The following is a 16,597-nucleotide window of genomic DNA, read 5'->3' as shown; positions in this document are numbered from 1 at the left end:
ATTTTATACATAAGATCATAAAGTAATGACGTTTTTTGACACCTATTTTGTTTAATTTTTTACGGTCAATTTTTAAAGGATATTTTTTGTGTTTCATCTTCGTAAATTAAAAGAAAATTGACGATTTTCAGGGGGATGGATAGAGTAAAGCTTGGTTTTATTGTTTTCACTTTTCCTAAGTTTCATTAAGAGATGGTAAAAAGTGATGAGGAGGCTCTATTGATGGATGATGCTAAAAACGATGATGTAGATGTTTTGGAAAAACAAGCAGCATTTTTATCGTCTGCTTTACCTTATATGCAAAAATATGAAAATGAAACGGTCGTGGTAAAATATGGCGGCCATGCTATGGGTGATCCCGCTTTGGGACGAGCATTTGCGCGTGATATTGCTCTATTAAAGCAATCAGGGATTAATCCTATTGTTGTTCATGGTGGTGGACCTCAAATTGCTAAAATTTTAATGAAAATGGGGATTGAATCACGATTTGAAAACGGTTTACGGGTAACCGATGAACGGATTGTTGAAGTTGTTGAAATGGTTTTAGCGGGATCCATAAACAAAGAAATTGTTGCTCTCATCAACGCTGAGGGTGAATGGGCAATAGGATTATGCGGCAAGGATGGCAATATGGTTTTTGCCGAAAAGGCTTATAAAACTGTCATTGATCCTGATTCTCATATTGAACGTGTTTTAGATTTGGGGTTTGTTGGTGAGCCTATTGAAGTTGATCGCACATTGCTAGATCTCTTAGCATGTTCTGAAATGATACCAGTTCTTGCTCCTGTGGCTCCAGGACGCGATGGTAAAACTTACAATATTAATGCTGATATTTTTGCTGGAGCTATTGCTGGTGCATTAGAGGCTAAACGCCTTTTATTTCTCACTGATGTTCCTGGTGTTTTGGATAAACAGGGTAAACTTTTAAAAGAATTGACAGTTTCTGAAGCTGAGAAACTTATCAAAAATGGAACAATTTCAGGAGGCATGATCCCAAAAGTAGAGACTTGTATAAAAGCCCTTCAAAATGGTGTGGAAGGTGTTGTCATTTTAAACGGTAAAACCCCTCATCCTGTTTTACTAGAACTGTTTACCGAACAGGGAATTGGAACGCTTATTGTTTCATAAATTGTGCGGAAAATTGAAGGAGAAGGCTTTTCATGAAAAGTATAAAACAGTTTAAATATCCTTTATTAAGTAAACCAGAATTGGCACTATTTGCTGCGACAATATTGTGGGGCATTACATTTTTAGTCATTCACATTGCGGTACGCTATAGCGGTCCTCTATTTTTTGTTGGATTTCGTTTTATTGTTGCATCTCTTATATGTGGGGCAATTTTTTGGCGCTCTATAAAAAGGATAACTGTTTATGAAGTTTTTGCTGGGATGGCGATTGGTTTAGCCATGTTTTTGGGGTATGCTTTTCAAGCAGCTGGACTTCAAACGATTATTAGTAGTCAGTCGGCTTTTATCACAGCGCTTTATGTACCGATGGTTCCAATCTTGCAATGGATTGTGTTTAAAAAACCTCCCCGTTTAGCCTGTTGGATTGGTATTGTTTTCGCTTTTATTGGGCTTGTATTCATTTCAGGACAAAAGCCTGGAAGTTTTGATTTTTCAAAAGGTGAAATTTTGACTTTGTTAGGTGCATTAGCGATTGCTGGAGAAGTCATACTCATCGGAATTTTTGCGAACAAGGTTGATAGTCGGCGTGTAACCATTATTCAGTTATTTTTTAGTGGTTTTTTTTCATTTGCTTGTATGCCTTTGATGGGTGAAAGCATTCCTGAATTTTCGTGGGTGTGGTTTAATATTGGTATAGGATTGGCATTAATGAGTGCCATCATTCAATTAGCTATGAATTGGGCACAAAAGTCTATTTCCCCTACGCGTGCGACACTCATTTACGCAGGTGAACCGGTATGGGCTGGTATTGTTGGGCGTTTGGCTGGAGAACGTTTATCTCCCTTAGCTTTATTGGGCGGTTTGCTTATTCTTATTGGGATCATTGTGGCTGAATTACAACCTTCACAATGGCGTAAAAAAAATAAAGCAATTAAAAAAATTGATTAGCTATACATTTTTTTATTATGATTTTATTGCACGAGATTTTTGCTTGTAGAGTTTTCATTTTTAAAGTTTTTTTTAATATTAAGATGATTAAGAATTCTATAAATTATTCCAGCTTTTGCATGCCAAATTGGAGCAAGAGTATGCTTCTATCTGTTTTCTAACCTCTGAAAAGGAAAAACAAACTTCATTGAGCTAAGCATTAAGTTGTAAAAGTGAAAATTAATACGCATCTTTACGATCATTTTTAAATTCGGCTTTAACAACTTTCAAAAACATCTACGGTAATATTTTTGAATAATGAAAACTATGCACTGTCGCACGTTATTCCTTTTATTCTTTAACTCCCATGCAAAATAGAAACGCTCAAAGCAACCCCCATAATGGTGTACATTAACGCACTTTTTTAAAAGACATATTTTCTCAATGGATATTGTACCCATTGATGGTCCATGTGAAATGTATAAAGGCCATGAAATATCACCATTTTTACTTAAAATAAAAAATTAAAGTTAATAGCATTATTTTCTTTATTAATTACCATTACGACAAGTTTTGGTACTTGAAAGAGTTTATTAAGAGGTATTTTAATCATTCCTTAAACGGCTTTATCCATACACCAGTCCTGTTTGTCCAGTTCTGTTTGTAATGTGTAAAAAATTTGACTAATTTACTATAAGCAAGCTTAAGATGAAAAAGGCTCGCGATGGTCAGGGGTTTCATTTAAATTGCAAAGCAATAAATAGTCATTATAAATCAAAGCACTAACAAATTAATAGAAGAGATTTGATGTTTTTTATCTTTAATAAAAGAAGAAAGGCGTTGTATAAAAGGGCATAAAAACTTTACTCAATAAAGCCAATTTCTAAAGTTTTAAACATTGAGAAAAAAATTATCTCTCTCAATATCTATTTTATTTTATAAGATTGCTGAAAAAAACAGATTATTGCGTACAAATAAAAAAGCATTTCTTGTGCATTTTATTGAAAGTCTTAGTGATATACGCATCCATCATTGCGTTGTATATTCACGGGCTTGTTTTAAAGAAACATCTCTTAACGCTCTCAATCCCATTTCACGACGGTGCCTATGAATAGTATAACGGTAAATCCATTGAGCACCTACATCTTTACGCTTATGAAAAAGTAAGTCGGCACAATCACACTATTTGCCAGTTCGTGGGTGTTGCCGACAGCTTTTGCATTAAAACGGGTTCATAAGAGCCATTTTTAGTTCTTTCTTATATAAATTTTATCCACACACTTATGCCGCTTGTAATGTGCAAGCAAGTGATTTTAATTAATTCAAGATATACAGATTTGAAATGAGAGAATCTTACGGTACTCAAGGTTCTAATTCAATATAAATAATGTTAAATTATATTTATAAATCAATATCTTATTATATAATGCCAGCATATGAGTTATCAAACAAGATGTGAAAAGGTCATTTTAGAACCTTTTGTATTTAATTTAGCAAACAAAAGCCTCATTTTTTAGGCTATGAAAAGTTGTGTTTTGAGAAGCTTGTTAGGTTTATATTCTTTGATAGAAGCCGGAGCATAATTGGTCTTTGCGTTTTGTATTATTCTTTGCTAAATCGGCTTATATGACAATAGATCGTAATTATATTCGTAATTTTTCCATCGTGGCGCATATTGATCACGGCAAATCCACTTTAGCTGATCGTTTGATTCAAATAACAGGTGGGCTTGAAACACGTGAGATGAAAGAACAAGTACTCGATTCCATGGATATTGAGCGTGAACGTGGAATTACTATTAAAGCACAAACGGTACGTTTACACTATAAGGCAAAGAATGGTGAAACCTATATTTTAAATCTTATGGATACACCTGGTCATGTGGATTTTGCTTATGAGGTTTCGCGTTCATTGGCAGCTTGTGAAGGTTCTTTGTTGGTGGTGGATGCAAGCCAAGGCGTAGAGGCACAGACGTTAGCAAATGTTTATCAAGCCATTGATAATTCCCATGAGTTAGTTGTTGTTCTCAATAAAGTTGATCTTCCAGCAGCAGAACCTGAGCGTGTTAAAGAACAAATTGAAGATGTGATAGGCATTGATACATCTCAAGCAGTAGAAATATCAGCAAAAACAGGTTTGGGTGTTCCTGATGTTTTGGAGGCAATTGTTGCACAATTACCACCTCCACGTATAGGCGATGTTGCAAATCCCTTGAAAGCAATGTTGGTTGATAGCTGGTATGATGCATATCTTGGTGTCATTGTTTTGGTACGGGTGATAGATGGTATTTTAAAAAAAGGCCAAACCATTCGTATGATGGGTACAGGAGCAAAATATCCAGTTGAGCGCGTTGGGGTTTTTACACCTAAAATGGTACAGGTTGATGAATTAGGACCAGGTGAGATTGGTTTTATCACTGCTTCTATCAAAGAGGTAGCAGATACACGGGTTGGGGATACGATTACTGAAGAGCGTCGTCCTTGTGAAAATGCTTTGCCTGGTTTTAAGCCGGCGCAACCGGTTGTCTTTTGTGGACTTTTTCCAATAGATGCTGCCGATTTTGATGATTTGCGTGCAGCCATGGGCAAATTACGCTTAAATGATGCGAGTTTTTCTTTTGAAATGGAAACATCCGCGGCTTTGGGTTTTGGTTTTCGCTGTGGCTTTTTGGGACTTCTGCATCTTGAAATTATTCAAGAGCGGTTAGAGCGTGAGTTTAATTTGGATTTAATTGCGACAGCACCTTCGGTTGTTTATCGCATGAATATGAATGATGGTTCTGTTAAAGAGTTGCACAATCCAGCAGATATGCCGGATGTGGTTAAAATTTCTTCCATAGAAGAACCATGGATTCGGGCGACAATCATGACTCCTGATAATTATCTTGGGTCAATTTTAGAGCTATGCCAAGAGCGGCGCGGGGTACAGGTTGGTTTGTCCTATGTTGGAACCCGTGCTATGGTAACGTATGATTTACCACTGAATGAAGTTGTTTTTGATTTTTATGATCGGCTAAAATCAGTCTCAAAGGGTTATGCTTCTTTTGATTATCAAATGACAGATTATGCAGAAGGGGATTTAGTTAAAATGTCTATTTTGGTAAATGGAGAGTCTATAGATGCATTGTCTATGCTTGTGCACCGCACGATTGCAGAAAAGCGCGGGCGTTCCATGTGTGAAAAACTGAAAGATCTTATTCCCCAGCATATGTTTCAGATTCCAGTTCAAGCGGCTATTGGTGGTAAAATTATAGCGCGCGAAACAATTCGTGCTTTGCGTAAAGATGTAACAGCGAAATGTTACGGGGGTGATGTTACGCGTAAGCGCAAACTTTTGGAAAAGCAAAAAGAAGGCAAAAAGCGGATGCGCCAATTTGGAAAAGTAGAAATTCCACAATCGGCATTTATCCAAGCGCTCAAAATGAATAAATAATGGAAAAAGGAATATTTTCTCTCATTGGTTGCGCTTTTGCTTTTGTCGATTGGTTCAGGTGCTTAAAGAACACTTTTAAATAGAATCGCACTGTGCTTCATGTTTTTGTGTATTGCGAATGGTGTCACTTTCTCATGTAAAACAGAATGCTTTAAACAAAATACATTTGTTGTGTTGCACGTTTGTGCACTTGTTTCAAAGAAACATCTCTCAATACATCAAACTTCATTTCACAACGGGGGCTGCAACAAAATATAATGTGAAATTCATTGTAAATTACATGAAACCCATTTGGCGCCACATCTTTATGCGTCAGAAAGGTGCAAAGCGCACCCATCATACTCTTTTTCAGCTCAAAATATTATGATAGCTCTTGGCGATAGAGAGAATTCATTAAAGGTATTTCACTCTTTTCTTGAAGTGTTTCTTACCCACACACCAACAGCATTTGTGACGAGCAAGGAAATGATAGTGATTGATTCACTATGAAAGGATTTGAAATGAGAGAATCCTTGTATTCGAGGTTATTATTCAAGTTAAAAAACGAGAAAATATTATTATGCATTAATCTTGTGTCTAAGAACGTAAAAGATCATTAATGGATGTTTTTTCTCGTGTTTTTTGATCAACGCGTTTTACAATAACAGCACAATAAAGGTTTGGGCCTGCTTCACCATTTGGTAAAGGTTTTCCGGGGAGAGAACCCGGTACAACCACTGAATAGGCTGGTACTTCACCAATAAAAATTTCACCTGTTGTACGATCAATAATCTTTGTTGATTTTCCAATAAAGACTCCCATTCCTAAAACAGCGCCTTCACGAATAATACAGCCTTCAACAATTTCAGAGCGTGCACCGATAAAGCAGTGATCTTCAATGATTGTTGGATTTGCTTGCAGGGGTTCCAAAACACCTCCAATACCAACACCGCCAGAAAGATGAACATGTTTACCAATTTGTGCACAAGAACCAACGGTGGTCCATGTATCAACCATTGTTCCTTCATCGATAAAGGCGCCGAGATTGACAAAGGATGGCATCAATACAACATGAGGTGCAATATAGGCAGAATGGCGTACAATGGCTCCAGGAACAGAACGGAAATTAGCGCTTTTAAAATCTGCCTCTTGCCAACCAGAGAATTTTGAAGGAACTTTATCCCACCAATGTGTTCCATTTACACCACCGGCAATAATTTGCATAGGGTTAAGCCGAAAAGAGAGCAAAACAGCTTTTTTCAACCATTGATGAACATGCCATTGTCCGTTTTTTTGCCGTTCTGCGACGCGAATTGCACCTTTATCGAGAAGATTCAATGCGTGTTCGACACTCTCACGAATTTCACCTTTTGTGGTAGTATCAATAGAATCACGATCATCAAATGCTTTTTCGATAATGATTTCAAGTTGTGTGAGATTGATCATGAACATAGTTCCGTTAAACAAGTTGAAAGCTTCAAGATTTATTCTCTATGACTTACGCGAAGAAATGTTTTCAGTCAATAAAACGATGAGGAAGTAGGACAGGTGCATGAAAAAAGGCTGTAAAGAAAAAAGAAAAGCAGAGCAAGAAAACTGGACACCACTTCTCCATACGAAGGATGCTCTACAACAAATACATAAAGTCTCTAATTCAGCACAGGTGCGTTCGTCTACTTATCGTTTAGCCTATATCGATCAAGAGTTTATGATGCGTCCAGAGCTGCGCTCACAACGTATTGGTCTTGAATTTTTAAAGCCGGAAATAACTCTTAAAGAATATAATATTCAATCGACAGTTGTTTTGTTTGGTGGTGCGCGCATTCCTGAACCTAGGCAAGCTGCGTGGGCAGCAAAAAATGAAACACAAAAGAAAAATTTGCGTGCTATGTCACATTATTACGATGAAGCAAGAGAGTTTGCGCGTTTGTGCTCACTTTATTCTGCTACGACAGAATATCGTGAATTTGTGGTTGTTACGGGGGGCGGACCAGGGATCATGGAGGCGGGAAATCGTGGTGCTTGTGATGTTGGGGCTCCAACAATTGGCTTGAATATTATTTTACCGCATGAGCAAGAGCCTAATTCATATGTTTCGCCGCATTTGTGTTTTAATTTTCACTATTTAGGGATGCGAAAAATGCATTTTTTATTACGAGCGAAAGCATTAGCCATTTTTCCTGGAGGATTTGGGACTCTGGATGAACTGTTTGAGACGTTAACTTTAGTACAGACGGGGCGTATGAAACAGGTACCAATTTTATTGTTTGGCAAAGAATTTTGGAGCAATGCTATCAACTTTGAGTATCTATCTGCACAAGGTACGATCTCTCCCAGTGATGTTAATTTTGTGAAATTTGTCAATACAGCAGCAGAAGCGTTTGAAGAAATTCGTTCTTTTTATATGCTGCCTTAACAGTTTTTGAGGCGTTAACGCTTGAAGGATCATTAATATTCTACTTTGGTTAAATAAAGTCCTGAGGGGGGGGCAACAACACCACAGCGTTTGCGATCTTTAGCGTGAAGAGCTGCTTCAAGATCTTGTGTTGTCCAACGTCCAATACCCACTTCCATGAGGCTTCCTGCGAATGAACGGATTTGATGATGAAGAAAAGAACGAGCTTGTGCATAAAGGAAGATTTCCTCTCCTTCTCTTTGAACATCAAGGCGTTCAAGGGTACGAATAGGGCTTTTGGCTTGGCAATGTGCTGAACGGAAAGTTGTAAAATCATGTTGTCCAACAAGCTTTTGCGCAGCTTCATGCATAGCTTCAGCATTAAGAGGTTTTGGTATCCACCATACGCGTTTGGCATTTAGAGCTGGTGGAGAGCGGCGATTGAGAATTTTAAAAAGATAATGGCGCTTTACAGCGGAAAATCGTGCATCAAAATCATCAGGGACATTTTGTACGTTTAGGATTGAAATCGCTTCTCCCTGTTTACGTAAAAGAGCATTGAGTGCGTCACGCACAGTATGGGGGGGCCAGTTTTTTTCAAAATCAACATGGGCAACTTGTCCCGTGGCATGCACCCCTGCATCCGTTCGTCCTGCTGTTGTTATGGTCAATTGTTGTCCACTGAAGGAAAAGAGTACCTGTTCAAGAGTTCCTTGTATCGTGTGAAGCTCCACTTGACGCTGCCAACCAGCATAATTTGAACCATCGTATTCAAGAGTGAGTTTAAAACGTGGCATATTAAAAAACAGCAGAAATATGAGCGCCTCGCAAGAATGTTGCGCTATCAAGAATTTTACCGCCAGATCTTTGGAGAGAGGTTATTTCTATCCGTCCTTGTCCACAATGAATAATCAAAGAATTTGGTTCTATCCTCCCAATTTCAAAAGAAGCTCCTGTTGTTAAGCGACTTTCAATAATTTTTACGCGTTCTTCTCGTCCACCGATATTCATATTGCACCAGCAACTAGGAGAGGGAGAGAGCGCGCGAATATGCCTATGAATAAACTCTGCAGGTTTTGTCCAATCAATGCGGGTTTCTTCTTTCCTAATTTTGGCTGCATAGGTGATGCCTTCCTCTGATTGTGGGGTCAGTTTAAGTTGTCCTTTTTCAAGAGTTGATAGAGCTTCTATCATAAGTTCTGCGGCTATATTTGAAAGTTTATTTGAAAGCTCAGCGCTGGTGGCGCTATCAGTAATAGGGAGAGAACGAGAAAGAGCAATAGGTCCTGTATCAAGTCCTTCATCCATTTTCATGATCATGATACCTGTTTCCTTATCACCGGCCATAATTGCTCGTTGAATAGGTGCAGCACCACGCCAACGTGGTAAGAGTGAAGCGTGGGCATTAAAACAACCAAAACGCGGTGCTTCGAGAATAGCTTTGGGTAACAGGAGTCCATAAGCCACGACAATAGCAGCATCAACAGAAAGTGCTGCAAATTTTTCTTGTTGTTCGGCTGTTTTAAGTGTTTGAGGCGTAAAGATAGGAATAGATTTTTCTTTTGCTACCGTGTGAACAGCTGAGGGGATTAATTTAAGCCCCCGACGTCCTGCTGGACGAGGGGGTTGACTATAAACAGCGACAACATCATGACCAGCATTCAATAAAGCATGTAAAATGGGAACAGAAAAATCTGGTGTTCCCATAAAACTTAACCGTAATGCCATTACAAAACTGCTTCCTGTGTGTTTTTTTCTTTTGCGCGTTTTTTAAATTTTCGTATCACCATATCGCGTTTGATCTTTGAAATGTAATCAATAAAAAGACGCCCATTTAAATGATCAATTTCATGCTGTAAGCAAGTCGCCAAGAGATCATCTGCTTCAATTTCTGTCTGTTTTCCTTCACGGTCCTGATAGCGAACACGCAGACGTTTAGGGCGTTCAACTTCCGCAAAATAGTCAGGAATAGAAAGACAACCTTCTTTATAAATATTGCGCTCATCTGAAAGCCATAAAATCTCAGGGTTGATAATAACAAGCGGTTTTTTCTGCTCATCTTCAGAATTTCCAGAGACATCCATAACCAACATACGTAGTGGTATACCAATTTGAATAGCAGCAAGACCAACACCTTTAGAATGATACATGGTCTCCAACATATCATCTGCGAGCTTTTGGAGAGCTGAATCGACCTGCTCAACGGGTTTGGACTCTTCCCGTAAAATCGGATCAGGTAAAATAACTAAAGATCTTATTGGCATAAGAAGAGATTAATCAAAGGTTTGTTATTGGTCAATATTGAATAACGGATTCTTGCATTTTTTTACCATAAGAGCGTTATATTACCTTTTATGTTTGATTCGTTTTTTTCTATACTCACTGGTGAGTTTTTTTCTAAATTAATCGTTTTACTTTTATTTACACTTGTCTGTTTGGCATTTTTTATGCTGATACATTCTCATCGAAAAAGAACATTTTTGGAACAAGAAACTGCTGAACGTGCGCGTGAGGCACAAATGCAGATGGCTACCTTGCTAAAAACACAAGCTGAAATGCAAGGGCGAATGCAAACGATGGCGGAAATTTTTGGTCAACGGCAAGCTGAATTGAATAAATCGCTCAGTGAGCAACTCAATGGAATGACAACAAGCTTAGGTCAAACACTTCAGGTACAAACTAAATCCACTTATGAAAATTTGAATCGTTTGCAAGAACGTTTAGCAGTGATTGATGCGGCACAAAATAATATTCAATCGCTTACGGGACAAGTTGTTCAGTTACAATCCATTTTAAGCAATAAGCAGACACGTGGTACCTTTGGTCAGGGGCGGATGGAAGCAATTATTGCTGATGCCTTACCAGCAAATGCCTATGCTTTTCAGGCTGCTCTTTCCAACGGAAAGCGCCCAGATTGTCTTATTCATATGCCCAATAAAGCACCTTCTCTTGTTGTTGATGCTAAATTCCCTCTAGAGGCTTGGAATGCTATGCGTAAAGCCGCATCAACGCAAGAGCGTCAAGAGGCAGAACGCCAATTTCGTACCGATATGGAAGTCCATATCCGTGATATTGCGCAGAAATATTTAATTCCTGGAGAAACCCATGACACTGCTTTCCTTTTTGTGCCATCGGAATCAATTTTTGCAACAATTTATGAGGACTTTGAGGCATTGGTACAAAAAGCCAATAGAGCCCATGTGATTATTGTTTCACCATCTTTGTTGATGCTCTCTGTCCAGGTTGTACAAACCATTATGAAAGATGCGCGGATGCGTGAACAAGCGCATTTAATTCAATCGGAAGTGGCAAAACTGATGGAAGATTTTGGACGAATGGATATGCGTGTTCGCGCCCTACAGAAGCACTTTTACAAAGCAGGTGAAGATATAGAGGGAATTTTAATATCATCTTCCAAAATTATGAAACGGGCAAATCGCATTGAAACTTTCGAATTAAAAGAAAATTACTCTGAGCCAACAAAAATGACAACATCCGCTCAGTCACAAACATTGCGTTTAGTTGATGAGGAATAACGCAAAACAATTTTCTTAAATATCACAAGTTAGATCACGCTCTTTATTGATTGGTAATCATTTTTTAGTATCTCTATCTTGTTTTATTTCTTAAACGAGAGGAATAGAGAATATGCGACACCTTTTGTTTTTAGGGGCATTGGTGTTTCTGCTAGGGGGCTGTGCAACAACCACTCCCACTCACACAAACAATGCTTGCGCTATTTTAGCACAAAAAAATGGTTTTTTTGATAATTGGGGAAAGGCGTCTCAAAAAGCAGAAATGCGCTATGGGATTCCTATGCCTATTATTCTTGCAACCATTAATATGGAATCAAGTTTTCGACATAATGCACGTCCTCCACGCAAAAAACTACTTGGTTTTATCCCATGGAAACGTCGGTCGACAGCTTATGGTTATGCTCAAGCGCTTGACAGTACATGGGCAATGTATCTTCGCTCTACAGGAAAGTCTTTTGCATGGCGTACGAATTTCGCAGATGCTGCTGATTTTGTTGCTTGGTATCATCGCCAAAGTGTTCAACGCAATGGCGTGAGGTTTGATGATGCATATAGCCTTTATTTAAATTATCATATGGGACATGGTGCTTATGCGCGTAGTGGCGGGCATGTCACTGTTGCACTTTCACAGGCAGCACAGCGCATGGCGAGAATATCGAAGCTCTATGAACAGCAATTAAAGAGATGTGGGTGGCGTTAGGGAGGATTTTGAAAATCTCAATCAGAGAATTGATGTGGTGAAATTATTCGAAAGAAAAAACCCTTATGATATGATAAAATAGTGTCGTTTTTCCGATCGTTCAATGAAATAAATTGTTTCTTTAGAATAAACTCAAGCGACAGAAAGCTTTTGCAATACACAATGTGTTTGAAGATACTCTCGACATTTTTACCTCCTTTGTTTAAAAAATTTACAATGGAAATTATCTTCTATTTAGCGCTGGCATTTCGCATTGGGCTAAGTACCAGAGATTATGAAAATTTTAAAATATAATATCATTTTTATTTTCATTATGCGTATTACTGGCTGATTATTACATGAATATTTTCTTTACTAAGCGTATAAAATAGCAATTAAAACAAATGCAATTCGGGCATTATAAAAAGGGTAAAATATTCGATATAAAAAAACGAGAAATGCATTAAACGAAAAAACGTTATTTTGTATAAAGAGGGCAATACAGTCTTCAAAAGAACTAAGTGTATTTAGTATTGTATGAAATAAAACATACTCGTCCATCCAGTCCATCTTAATTGAAAGAAGTTATCTTATTGTATTGTAAAAACACTCCCGTTTATAGGATGATAAGGTATATGCAACTTTACACACAATGAATACTCAGGGTAGGGAGTATTCAGAGAAAGATTTGTAGCGCCTATGAAGTAACAAGTCAGCCTCCAATGCTGTGATAGCTTTTGCATTTGAGAATATTTATGAGAAGCATTTTAATTCTTTTTCTTAAATGGTTTAAGCATATTGATTTATAAAGATAATATATCGTTATTTATATTAAAGTAAGAATCTCGAATGGCGTAGGGTTTTATCGTTTCAGATCTCTTGAGGTTGAATCAATAAAACCATTGGCTTGCACATAACAAGCACAATGGGCATGTGGATAAGAACTGTGAAAGAAAAGACTAAAAATGTTTTTTATGAACATACATTCTCAAATATAAGAATTTTTGCAACATTAGGGATTGAAAAGTATAATGATGGTACTGCTTTACTCCTACATCTCAAACATCGTTTGTGATGTGTAAGGAAGGAATCCAATTGATTCAATGCGTTATGGCTTATGGTGAGAGAAGTTTATTTTGTTTAGAGTTATCACTTAATAATATAAATAACTTATAATGATAACAATACGTTATTTAAGATTTAACATGCTTCAGTATTGAGTTGGTGAATGCTACTCAAGGGGATAATTTTTTAAATTGCTAGGACATCTGATAAGACTAAAAATATTCAACAAAAGTCCTGCTTCGCAATAATTGGAAAATATATCTTAGTCTTCTATTCCCAAATCTTTGTTTAGGAACTTCTTACCTTTTAAAAGGATATCGATAATTAACAGATTATGATTTTGTGGTGAAGAAGGATTCAAATTTTGTCCTTTGAAAATATAAGGTGTCAGTTAAATAGCCCCTTTTTTATTTCTATATAAAGCATAAAAAATGATCTCTTTCCATTGTTATGTAAAGTAAAACTTTACAATCCAACAAATGATTAGAAACGCATAATGATAGCATTAAAGCAAGGAACGCGCTACTGGATCAATGGTTACAGAGCACATAAACCTTTTAAATTGATGCACACATCTTTTATTATAATTAATTCCCTTGATAGAACAGTTAGCCCTTTTGGTGGAGCTAAGCGGGATCGAACCGCTGACCTCTTGCATGCCATGCAAGCGCTCTCCCAGCTGAGCTATAGCCCCTATAAAAACAAATTGTCCCAAAAGGACAGTATACAATTCCAGCTTTTCTAGAACGATCAAACTTGAAGATCAAGAAGAATTTACATTTAATGGAAAAGATGTCCTCTTTTACTTCTTTTAAGCATCATCATCATTAGAAACACCGCCTCCGAGAATATCAGTAACGTCATCATCTTCATCGTCACCATCATGAGACAAAAATGTATCATCATCATCATCACCAAGATCTACATCACTATCTTCTAAATCAGGAAGATCGTCATCTTTAGAATCCACATCATCATCTTCAAGAAGCATAAAAGCAGATTTTTCAAGTGCTGTATCAAGCTCTTCAGTATCAACTTCTTCTTCATTATTTGCTTCAGCTGCTGCAACTTCAAAGTAAGAACGCGGATAAGAAATTCCTGTATAGGGCGACACAATAGGATCGCGATTTAGATCGTAAAATTTTTTTCCTGTTTCTGGATCAACACGTTTAGTTCCGAGTTCTTGTTTTGCCATAAGCCGTGCCTCTTTGATTAACTATTATTCCATTAAAAGATAAATTTTATGGTGCTTAATCGAAAAATAATACCTTTGTCAAAGATAAATACACTGTTCCACAGTGATTTTTTCATGACGTCTTTTAAAGCATGTGCTAAAGGATGCACAATTTCATAAAAGTTAGATAGAATTAAATAGAATTTCCATGCAAAAAGCAATCCCTATAACCACCTATAAATCGAGTAGTCTCTCTGGAAAAATTCAAATACCAGGAGATAAATCAATCTCTCATCGCTCTCTTATATTGGGAGGATTAGCAAGTGGTGAGACATATATTCATGGATTACTTGAAAGCGCTGATGTACTCAATACAGCTGCTGCTATGCAAGCTATGGGTGCCTGTATTATTAAAAAAGAAGACTTCTGGATCATACGAGGAACAGGGAATGGTTGCCTTTTAGCTGCACAAAAACCTTTAGACTTTGGAAACGCTGGAACAGGTGCTCGTTTGGTTATGGGAATGGTTGGTCCGTATCATATGAAAACAACCTTTATTGGTGATTCTTCTCTCTCTAAACGTCCAATGGGACGTATCCTTGATCCACTGCGTCTCATGGGGGTTGAAATTGAGGCAACGCGCGACGATCACCTTCCTTTAACGCTTTATGGTCCGAAAATGGCTAATCCGATACGTTACCGTGTTCCAATAGCTTCCTCCCAAATTAAATCAGCAATCCTGCTTGCTGGACTCAACACCGCCGGCACTACAACTGTTATTGAACCAGTTCTGACACGAGATCATACGGAAAAAATGTTAAAAGCATTCGGTGCGCAACTTGAAATAGAAAAAGATAACGAAGGTGCGCGTTTGATTCATCTTAATGGTCAACCCCATCTTACTGGACAAACGATTCATATTCCGGGTGATCCTTCTTCTGCTGCTTTTCCAATTATCGCAGCCCTTCTTGTAGAAGACTCTGATATCACCATTGAAAATGTTTTGATAAATAACTCTCGAATAGGACTTATCGAAACATTGTGGGAAATGGGTGCTCAAATTGAATTTTTGAACCGACGTCAAACAGGTGGAGAGGATGTTGCTGATCTACGGATAAAATCATCGGTCCTTAGAGGCGTTACGGTGCCCAAAGAACGTGCTCCATCGATGATAGATGAATATCCTGCTTTGGCAGTAGCAGCAGCCTTTGCAGAAGGCAAAACAGTTATGCTAGGCATTGAAGAATTGCGTGTAAAAGAATCAGATCGATTGTCTGCTGTTGCTCAAGGATTAAAAATTAATGGCGTAGACTGTGAAGAAGGTCAAGATTTTCTTGTTGTTTATGGAAAAGGTTCTGCCAAAGGTTTGGGGGGTGGGTATGTTGCCACACATCTTGATCATCGAATTGCTATGTGTTTTCTCATTTTTGGGCTTGTGTCAGAAAAACCTGTTACCATTGATGATAAACGAATGATCGCTACGAGCTTTCCAGAATTTATTCCTTTTATAAAAAAACTTGGGGGGAGAATCGCTTGAAGCCTTTTGTTATTGCTATTGATGGACCTGCAGCCTCAGGCAAAGGAACCTTAGCACGTAAAATTGCTGCACATTATCATCTTCATCATCTCGATACTGGTCTCACTTATCGTGGTGTTGCTTATGCGCTTTTACAACAAAATTTATCTCTTCATGATGAAAGTAATGCTATTATTTATGCTAAAGAACTTGATTTTAATACCTTAAATCCTTCTCTTCTTTCTTCTCATGAACTTGGTGAAGCGGCTTCAAAAATAGCAATTAACCCTGCTGTACGCAAAATTCTTGTCGAAAAACAACGCAACTTTGCTAAAGTTTTGCCCGGCTGTGTGCTTGATGGGCGTGATATCGGAACGATTGTTTGTCCTGATGCCGATATCAAGTTTTATATTCTAGCCAATGTTCAAACACGCGCCAAACGCCGCTACCAAGAGATTTTAAAAAAAGGTGTTCAAGCAAATTATCATGAAATCCTAGCTCAACTTGAACAGCGCGACAGTCGCGATATAACGCGCAAACAAAGCCCACTAAAACCAGCAAAAAACGCCCACTTGCTTGATACGTCAGAATTGAGTATAGAAGCAACATTTGAAATTGCATGTAGTTTTATTGATCCAATCATAAAAATGCATATAATTGGATAAATTCGTCAAGGTGACTTCCGGCCTAGCGCTAACTTTTTTTCCTGTATTTAAGGAAAAAGGCAAGAAGTTGCTTATGTTAACACTAACCTAGCGCTCATACCT

Annotated in this window: 13 protein-coding genes, 1 tRNA gene and 1 pseudogene; 8 read left to right on the top strand and 7 right to left on the bottom strand. The window is 37.8% G+C overall.

The genetic code is table 11. The features are described from left to right. The first annotated feature begins 222 nt into the window (after positions 1–222). Entirely contained in the window at positions 223–1,128 is a 906-nt protein-coding gene (argB, locus tag ACFINA_RS00380) for an acetylglutamate kinase (RefSeq protein WP_375606149.1), read from the top strand. A 32-nt stretch (positions 1,129–1,160) separates the two neighbouring features. After that, positions 1,161–2,075, top strand: coding sequence for a DMT family transporter (locus ACFINA_RS00375; RefSeq protein ID WP_375606150.1), 915 nt, complete (start codon positions 1,161–1,163; stop codon positions 2,073–2,075). Between the two features lie 1,014 nt (positions 2,076–3,089). On the opposite strand, the pseudogene ACFINA_RS00370 reads toward ACFINA_RS00375, so the two are convergent. Then, positions 3,090–3,233: pseudogene (locus ACFINA_RS00370) on the bottom strand (integrase); the annotation flags it as partial. A 447-nt stretch (positions 3,234–3,680) separates the two neighbouring features. Here ACFINA_RS00370 and lepA point away from each other — a divergent pair. Then, positions 3,681–5,486, top strand: a complete 1,806-nt coding sequence (gene lepA, locus ACFINA_RS00365; protein WP_375609053.1) for a translation elongation factor 4 — start codon at positions 3,681–3,683, stop codon at positions 5,484–5,486. A 576-nt stretch (positions 5,487–6,062) separates the two neighbouring features. Here lepA and dapD read toward each other — a convergent pair. Continuing rightward, positions 6,063–6,911, bottom strand: coding sequence for a 2,3,4,5-tetrahydropyridine-2,6-dicarboxylate N-succinyltransferase (dapD, locus tag ACFINA_RS00360; protein WP_375606151.1), 849 nt, complete (start codon positions 6,909–6,911; stop codon positions 6,063–6,065). A 106-nt stretch (positions 6,912–7,017) separates the two neighbouring features. Here dapD and ACFINA_RS00355 point away from each other — a divergent pair, with 106 nt between their 5' ends. Then, positions 7,018–7,881, top strand: a complete 864-nt coding sequence (locus ACFINA_RS00355) for an LOG family protein (protein WP_375606152.1) — start codon at positions 7,018–7,020, stop codon at positions 7,879–7,881. A 32-nt stretch (positions 7,882–7,913) separates the two neighbouring features. Here ACFINA_RS00355 and truA read toward each other — a convergent pair whose 3' ends face one another. The 3 genes from truA to def are packed head-to-tail and all read right to left on the bottom strand — an operon-like array spanning position 7,914 to position 10,124. After that, positions 7,914–8,657, bottom strand: a complete 744-nt coding sequence (truA, locus tag ACFINA_RS00350; protein WP_375606153.1) for a tRNA pseudouridine(38-40) synthase TruA — start codon at positions 8,655–8,657, stop codon at positions 7,914–7,916. Position 8,658: 1 nt separating this feature from the next. Then, the gene (gene fmt, locus ACFINA_RS00345) at positions 8,659–9,588 is read right to left on the bottom strand and encodes a methionyl-tRNA formyltransferase (protein WP_375606154.1); all 930 of its coding nucleotides are present in this window, start codon (positions 9,586–9,588) and stop codon (positions 8,659–8,661) included. Further along, complete coding sequence (def, locus tag ACFINA_RS00340; protein ID WP_375606155.1) at positions 9,588–10,124, bottom strand: peptide deformylase; 537 nt, start codon at positions 10,122–10,124, stop codon at positions 9,588–9,590. Before def ends, fmt begins: the two co-directional genes overlap by 1 nt. Before the next feature lie 90 nt (positions 10,125–10,214). Here def and ACFINA_RS00335 point away from each other — a divergent pair, with 90 nt between their 5' ends. Next, positions 10,215–11,396: a DNA recombination protein RmuC gene (locus ACFINA_RS00335; RefSeq protein ID WP_375606156.1), complete on the top strand. Its 1,182-nt coding sequence runs from the start codon at positions 10,215–10,217 to the stop codon at positions 11,394–11,396. Between the two features lie 112 nt (positions 11,397–11,508). Further along, positions 11,509–12,096 carry a hypothetical protein gene (locus tag ACFINA_RS00330; RefSeq protein ID WP_375606157.1) on the top strand — a complete coding sequence of 196 codons (588 nt, stop codon included), beginning with the start codon at positions 11,509–11,511 and terminating at the stop codon, positions 12,094–12,096. 1,662 nt (positions 12,097–13,758) lie between these two features. On the opposite strand, the gene ACFINA_RS00325 is transcribed toward ACFINA_RS00330, so the two are convergent. Together ACFINA_RS00325 and ACFINA_RS00320 are read right to left on the bottom strand one after the other, a co-directional pair. Beyond that, a tRNA-Ala gene (locus ACFINA_RS00325) sits at positions 13,759–13,834 on the bottom strand. 117 nt (positions 13,835–13,951) lie between these two features. Then, entirely contained in the window at positions 13,952–14,335 is a 384-nt protein-coding gene (locus ACFINA_RS00320) for a TIGR02300 family protein (protein ID WP_375606158.1), read from the bottom strand. A 187-nt stretch (positions 14,336–14,522) separates the two neighbouring features. Here ACFINA_RS00320 and aroA point away from each other — a divergent pair, with 187 nt between their 5' ends. After that, on the top strand, positions 14,523–15,851 hold the full coding sequence (gene aroA / locus ACFINA_RS00315; RefSeq protein WP_375606159.1) for a 3-phosphoshikimate 1-carboxyvinyltransferase: 1,329 nt from the start codon (positions 14,523–14,525) through the stop codon (positions 15,849–15,851). Beyond that, the gene (cmk, locus tag ACFINA_RS00310) at positions 15,848–16,495 is read left to right on the top strand and encodes a (d)CMP kinase (protein WP_375606160.1); all 648 of its coding nucleotides are present in this window, start codon (positions 15,848–15,850) and stop codon (positions 16,493–16,495) included. Before aroA ends, cmk begins: the two co-directional genes overlap by 4 nt. The last annotated feature ends 102 nt before the right edge of the window (positions 16,496–16,597 follow it).

Origin of the sequence: Bartonella sp. AC10YNML (assembly GCF_042196825.1) — a bacterium.
In the GTDB taxonomy this organism is placed as follows: Bacteria; Pseudomonadota; Alphaproteobacteria; order Rhizobiales; family Rhizobiaceae; genus Bartonella.
The sequence above is the reverse complement of the archived record's forward strand: the minus strand, read 5'-3'. Positions and strand labels throughout refer to the sequence as shown.

Bases quoted from the DNA above. Each gene is read 5' to 3' on its own strand.
- argB (WP_375606149.1), top strand. From the start codon at position 223: ATGGATGATGCTAAAAACGATGATGTAGATGTTTTGGAAAAACAAGCA.
- ACFINA_RS00375 (WP_375606150.1), top strand. From the start codon at position 1,161: ATGAAAAGTATAAAACAGTTTAAATATCCTTTATTAAGTAAACCAGAA.
- lepA (WP_375609053.1), top strand. From the start codon at position 3,681: ATGACAATAGATCGTAATTATATTCGTAATTTTTCCATCGTGGCGCAT.
- dapD (WP_375606151.1), bottom strand. From the start codon at position 6,911: ATGATCAATCTCACACAACTTGAAATCATTATCGAAAAAGCATTTGAT.
- ACFINA_RS00355 (WP_375606152.1), top strand. From the start codon at position 7,018: ATGAAAAAAGGCTGTAAAGAAAAAAGAAAAGCAGAGCAAGAAAACTGG.
- truA (WP_375606153.1), bottom strand. From the start codon at position 8,657: ATGCCACGTTTTAAACTCACTCTTGAATACGATGGTTCAAATTATGCT.
- fmt (WP_375606154.1), bottom strand. From the start codon at position 9,588: ATGGCATTACGGTTAAGTTTTATGGGAACACCAGATTTTTCTGTTCCC.
- def (WP_375606155.1), bottom strand. From the start codon at position 10,124: ATGCCAATAAGATCTTTAGTTATTTTACCTGATCCGATTTTACGGGAA.
- ACFINA_RS00335 (WP_375606156.1), top strand. From the start codon at position 10,215: ATGTTTGATTCGTTTTTTTCTATACTCACTGGTGAGTTTTTTTCTAAA.
- ACFINA_RS00330 (WP_375606157.1), top strand. From the start codon at position 11,509: ATGCGACACCTTTTGTTTTTAGGGGCATTGGTGTTTCTGCTAGGGGGC.
- ACFINA_RS00320 (WP_375606158.1), bottom strand. From the start codon at position 14,335: ATGGCAAAACAAGAACTCGGAACTAAACGTGTTGATCCAGAAACAGGA.
- aroA (WP_375606159.1), top strand. From the start codon at position 14,523: ATGCAAAAAGCAATCCCTATAACCACCTATAAATCGAGTAGTCTCTCT.